The sequence below is a fragment of the Inquilinus limosus MP06 genome (assembly GCF_000767795.1).
GTDB lineage: Bacteria > Pseudomonadota > Alphaproteobacteria > DSM-16000 > Inquilinaceae > Inquilinus > Inquilinus limosus_E.
The window spans coordinates 1-5,727 of record NZ_JANX01000415.1; the positions used below are offsets into that span (position 1 = coordinate 1).

At 62.7% G+C, this 5,727-nt stretch carries 4 protein-coding genes; 1 reads left to right on the forward strand and 3 read right to left on the reverse strand.

The features are described 5' to 3' along the window. Positions 1–100: 100 nt before the first annotated feature. Positions 101–1,048 (reverse strand): phosphoribulokinase, encoded by a 948-nt coding sequence (locus tag P409_RS24530; protein WP_034844771.1) that lies wholly within the window; start codon positions 1,046–1,048, stop codon positions 101–103. 226 nt (positions 1,049–1,274) lie between these two features. After that, on the reverse strand, positions 1,275–2,276 hold the full coding sequence (gene glpX / locus P409_RS24535; protein WP_052121349.1) for a class II fructose-bisphosphatase: 1,002 nt from the start codon (positions 2,274–2,276) through the stop codon (positions 1,275–1,277). Between the two features lie 333 nt (positions 2,277–2,609). On the opposite strand from glpX, the gene P409_RS37315 reads away from it, so the two are divergent. After that, positions 2,610–4,454: an ATP-binding protein gene (locus P409_RS37315; RefSeq protein ID WP_202964793.1), complete on the forward strand. Its 1,845-nt coding sequence runs from the start codon at positions 2,610–2,612 to the stop codon at positions 4,452–4,454. A 931-nt stretch (positions 4,455–5,385) separates the two neighbouring features. On the opposite strand, the gene P409_RS39210 is transcribed toward P409_RS37315, so the two are convergent. Continuing rightward, positions 5,386–5,727: hypothetical protein (locus tag P409_RS39210; protein WP_034844772.1), on the reverse strand; the 342-nt coding region annotated here is incomplete at its 5' end.

Sequence of the window (5,727 nt, forward strand, 5' to 3'; positions counted from 1 at the left end):
GGTTGTCGATCGAAGGGCGCGGACCACGACTTTCGGTCCTTGCGGCCCGAACCCCCTCCCCCTGGCCCCCTCCCGCAAGGGGAGGGGGGACTAAAAGGACTCACACCGCGTGCACCCCCTGCGCCGCCTTGACCATGTGGAAGGCGACCAGGAGCTGGGTGAGGGCGAGGGGGTGGCTGACCGCCCGGCCGGCGGCGCCGTCATAGCGGCCGAGGTCGTCGCGCAGGTGGCTGGCCTCGGGGATATGCTCCCAGAGATACTCCTCCACCCGCTCGGCCCGGCGGTCGGAGATCGAGCCGCGGATCTCCAGCACGTCGACCGGCTTGCCCTCGTCGCGGGTCAGCTCGAAGCCGACGCTGCCGTCGCCCACCGCCTCGATCAGCCGCGAGAAGTTCGGGTGCGGCAGGGTCGGGCGCAGGATATGGGCGACGTCCAGCCGGTGGTCTGTCTCCGGCGCCCCGGCCGAGGAATTGGCGCCGGGCGGCCGCTGGAAGCGGATGACGATGTCGGCGAACAGCCGCTGCGGCCGGATGAAGGTCGGGCTGTCGTATTCCCGCTTCTTCAGCGAGTCCAGCACCTGCTCGGCGGTGTAGCCGCGCTTGGTGGTGTCGCGGTGCACCTTCCAGCGCACCCGCAGCTCCTCCTCCGGGTCGAGGTAGATCTTGACGTCGTAGCAGTCGCGCATCGCCCGCGTGGCGTAGCCGAGCAGCCCCTCCGCGACCACGAACTCCTTCGGCTCGATGTATTCCGGCCGGTCCAGAGTCCCCTGGTCGTGGTTGTAGATCGGCTTCAGGATCGGCTGGCCCTGGCGCAGCAGGTGCAGATGCTGCTCCAGGATGTCGACATAGTTGCCGGCGGGGTCGAGGGCCGAGACCCCGTTCGCCGCCCGCTCGCGCCGGTCGTAGCGGTGATAGTCGTCGGTGCAGATCAGGGTGCAGCGCTGCGGCCCCAGGATCTCGGCGATGCCGCGCGACAGCGTGGTCTTGCCGGCCGCGGAGTCACCGACGATCCCGAGGATGATGGGCCGGTCGAAGGAGGGCTTGGACATTCTGGTCTCCCGTCTCGGGTCGTGATCGACGAGCAGGCTCGGCATGGCGGGTGGCGGGGAGCGGTGCAGCCAGCTCCGCCCTGCCTCCTCTTGTCCCTCCCCCTCCCCTCGCGGGAGGGGGAGGGGGCTTTCTCGAAGCGGGAGAGGCCTGCCCTGGCCGGCACCGCCCCCCTCCCCCCGCCCCCCTCCCGCGGAGGGGAGGGGAGGGTGAAAAGGACTGGCCCGGTCACCGCATGGCCTCCTGCGCCTGGCCGGGGCCCGGCCCCAGCAGGGCGGTCTCGACATAGGTGGTCAGCACCTGCCACTGCCGGTCCGGCGCGGTGAGCATCAGCGACTGGGTGCGGGTGCTGGGGCCGCGGCGCGACACGCCCTCGAACAGCAGGCCGGTGGTGATGCCGGTGGCGGCGAACCACACCTTGTCGCTGCGCACCAGCTCCTCCACCCCCCACCAGCGGCGGGTGTCGAGCCCGGCATGGGCCACGGCGGCGCGCTCATGCTCCAGCTGCGGGTCGAGGCGGCCCAGGAACTCTCCCCCCAGCGCGCGGATGGCGCAGGCCGCCAGCACCCCTTCGGGCGTGCCGCCGGTGCCCATCAGGCAGTCGACCTCGCCGCCCGGCATGGCGGCGACGATGGCGCCGGCCACGTCGCCGGCGGGGTACAGGGCGACGCGGGCGCCGGCGGCGTGGATCTCCTCCACCAGCCGGCGGTGGCGCGGCTTCTCCAGCACATAGACCGAGAGGTCGGAGACGGGCTTGCCCAGCGCCTGGGCCAGCACCTTCAGCTTGTCGCGGGTCGGGGCCAGCGGGTCGATGCGGCCCTTGACGGCCGGCGGGCCGGCGAACTTCTCCATGTAGAAGGCGGGGCCGGGGTCGAACATGGCGCCCTGCGGCGTCATCGCCACGGCGGCCAGGGCGTTGGTCTGGCCGTTGGCCAGGTGGCTGGTGCCGTCCACGGGGTCGACCGCGATGTCGACGGCCTGGCCGGTGCCGCGGCCCAGCCTTTCGCCCTTGTACAGCTGCGGCGCCTCGTCCTTCTCGCCCTCGCCGATGACGATGCGGCCATCGATGTCGAGATGGTTGAGGACGGTGCGCATGGCGTCGACCGCGGCGGCGTCGCCCTCGTCCTTGCGGCCGCGGCCGATCCAGTCGAAGGCGGCGCGGGCGGCGGCCTCGGTGACGCGGCGCAGCGCGTAGATGAAGCCGTCCTCGGTGATGGCGGCACCGGTCATGCGCATCTCCACCCGTTCCCCGCCGGCCGGCCGGAAGGGCCGGGGCGGGGGCTTCAGAGGGGAGTCTGCCGCTCCCCGGGACGGTCAGGGTGGGGGAGGGCCGCCGGCCCCGGAACGCCCGCCCGGGTGGGCGGGCGCGATCTTACGGGTGGGATGGAGCCTGCCCGGATGGGTGGGTCAACTACTTCTTGAAGGAAGTCGCACGAGCGTCTGTCGGACGAAAAACTCCATGCGTGTAACAAACCGTTTCCGCCGTCTCCTAATATGATGAGGGCCACTTGAGGGCTCATCTCCGACGCGGAACAGGCTGCGTCACAAAACCAGGAGAGTAACATGTTGAATAATCAGAACACTCGCGACCCGTCTGAAAGCCTCAGCCCCTCTTGGGGAGATGAGGCGCCCCGCGGTGGCAGGGCGGTCATGAATCGGATCCTTAAGGAGAAGGCGACCGTTCCGCTCTTCTTTGCGCAGACGCTGATTCAGTCATTGCGCGACGTCGGTTATAATCACACCACTTCAGCTCTTTGCGAACACGTCGACAATGCGATCCAGGCTGGTGCAACAGAAGTCCGTATCTTCTTCCGGCAGAGCGGGACGAAAGGCGAATACCAAATCGATACCGCTGTCTATGACAATGGTCGTGGCATGTCCCCGACGGTGCTGAAAGTTGCTACTGCGTTTGGTGGCTCTATGAGCTACGGAAATAGGGAAGGAATTGCTCGCTTCGGTATGGGCATGAAGACGGCCGCGCTCAGTATGAGTCCAGTCATGGAGCTTTATTCTTGGCAGGAGCCGAGGGCGATCTACAGCATGACGCTTGACGTGGAGGCAATTGGAAAGGAACGCGCCAACCTAGTTGAGCTTCCGGATCCAAATTTGTCTAGCGAACTGCCCGATGAAATCGCTGACCTCTTCCAAAAGCCCGTCTCCTATCCGACCAATCGCTCGGAGCAGGAGCTATTGGCCTCCGCCAACGATGATCTCTATGAGCGTCTTGGGGCATCGGGGACTATCATCTATATGCCACAGTGCGATCGGCTGACCTATGCGAAGGCAAAAACGCTTGTTGACCATGCGGTCAAGGAAATGGCCCGTGTGTATCGTCGTGCCATTGCTGACGGGCTGCGGCTTTATGTAAACAACCGTTTGGTAGAAGCGTTTGACCCTACATATTCTATGCCGAATGCAAGGCATGTTCGGTTTCTCGATGATGAGCCGAAACAGAGTCGCCTTATCGTGACTCGCCAGGTGGATATAAAGCTGTCTGAAAATTCTGCCGAGACAGCCCCGGTCCAAATCCGAATTTACCGCCTTCCGATTGAGGATTGGTATGGCCTTCCAAGGAAGACGTTGCGAAATGATCTTCGTATATTTGATGGGCTGACAGTATCAATTCTTCGTAACAACAGGGAGTTGTTTGCTGGAGGGATGCCAAGGTTGACGACACGACATAGCGTCACTCACTGGTATCGGATTCAGATCGACTTTCCTGGCGTACTTGATGAGGCCTTTGGCGTTTCTGCGAATAAGCAAGGCGTGCGGATGAAAGGCTATGTCGAGGAGGAAATAAAGGACAAGATCGGCGACGAGATCACCACAATTAACGATGAGATCAAGCGTTTTCAAGCAGCTCAAGCCTCAGCTCGGGCGCCGGCGAAGCCGAGTACGAGTGAGACGAGGGCTGGTGATGCCGATACCTTCCAGAGTACAGTACTTGCACCAACAACGCCGGAAGAGGAGGTGCAGCTTGATGCTAATTTGAGGGGATTGGCTTTAACTTTAAAAAGAGATGGTGAAACTGAAGATGAAGCTTTTTCAAGAGTAAAAGATTCAAAATATATTATTAGTTTTAGACATGATGAGTATTGGCCATTTTATGATGTTAAGCATCAATTTGGGAGGGTTATTTTGACTATAAATACATCTCACGCATTTTTTACAGAACTATATGACCCAATTAGTAAGATGAGCGCGCCGACCGTATCTGAGGAGAATGAAGATTTGGCCGAAATGACTTCTGAGGCGCAGAGCGGGCCAATCGTAGCGTTGGATCTTCTGCTGCTTTCGCTGGCGCGTACACAAAGTCGTCTCTCTGGTACGAGTGACGATGCTCGCAAGCTCCTTGAGAATCTTCGACGCGAATGGTCAGAGGCATACCGCGTACAGATGACGGCTTAAGGTAAGTCGGGGCGGCGCATCTAGCGCCGCCCCTTGGCTGGATTGTTTCGATATTGTATCGTTGACCCTGAGTTTAACTGAAGCCCAGATCGAGGGGCTGGACTGCTCCGTTTCAGGCACAGCGTCCTGGCCGGGGATCACCAGCCACCGAAGGTGCCCTCAGCAGCTCAACACCCCGCGAGCCAACAGCGGCTCGCACAGATCGAGGGACTTAATTATGGCGGATCTCCCGCAACGTTGGCACGCATATGCGCGCTTGCAGGCCGAACTCTCCCGAAAGACTAAGCTTGATGCTTCAGCTTGGGGGCTGGAAGCCAGCCTTAACTATCTTGCCTCCAATAGTCCGGTCGACGAAGAACCAAATCTTGATGATGTCGCTAGGGTAAGGGCGACGGCGGATCGACTTGAGAGGAGCAGGGCGCAGCAACGGGCGCTCCACTTGGCTCCTATTGTTATAGATGAAATCGTTTCCGAACCAGATCTGATGGCTCGAGGCGAGTTGCGATATGTTCGTTCGCTGGTCTCTGCGAATGAATGGACGCTGTTGTCTGGCCTTGCTCGCGGTAGCTCGTACGCCGAGCTTGCATGTGATGGCCGCAATCCCGCGACGTTGCGAGTTGCCTCTACGCGGTTGCGCATGAGGTTGCGGGTAGCTCTAAAGAAAGCCGCATAGGCCTGACGTTAAGCCGGGTGGCGTCGGTGGTGGCTGTCTTACTGTCCACTCCGACGCCATCGCTATTTCAGCGACGCTGCAGCGCTACTATGGCTGAGCGATGCGGCGTTTCGATCGGCTTGGCCTTCACTTCCTCCTCTCAATCTCCGTCACATCCACCTCCTCAGGCTGATCGACTGGAATCCCTCCTTTTGGCTCCAGTCCAAACGCCACCCAGGCGCTCGACCAGAGCGTCGGCGTCGGTGCGAGGCCTCTCTGTTACCCCACCCTCTCCGCCGTCACGATCGCCGCCCCCAGCCTCCCGGCCGCCGCCGCGTCCACCAACCCCTGATACAGAGCGAGGACATGGTCGTACCCCTCCGGGCCGGCGATCTCCTCGATCCGGTCGCGCGACCGCTCGATCTTGCCGACCAGGGTCCGGTACCAGCCGATGGTGCGGTCGTGCAGCTCCCGCGTCCCGGCCGCCCGCCAGCCGGCGGCGGCCAGGCGCTTTGGCATCGCGGCCAGCAGCGGCGGGTTGCGCAGGAAGGGCTCGCCCGCATCCAGCCGCGGCGCCTCCTGATAGCCGCCGCGGTCGACATGGTCGAACAGGATCAGCCG

What these genes read in the sequence shown, in the direction of transcription:
- P409_RS24530 (WP_034844771.1), bottom strand. Translation starts at nt 1,048, where the DNA reads ATGTCCAAGCCCTCCTTCGACCGGCCCATCATCCTCGGGATCGTCGGT.
- glpX (WP_052121349.1), bottom strand. Translation starts at nt 2,276, where the DNA reads ATGACCGGTGCCGCCATCACCGAGGACGGCTTCATCTACGCGCTGCGC.
- P409_RS37315 (WP_202964793.1), top strand. Translation starts at nt 2,610, where the DNA reads ATGTTGAATAATCAGAACACTCGCGACCCGTCTGAAAGCCTCAGCCCC.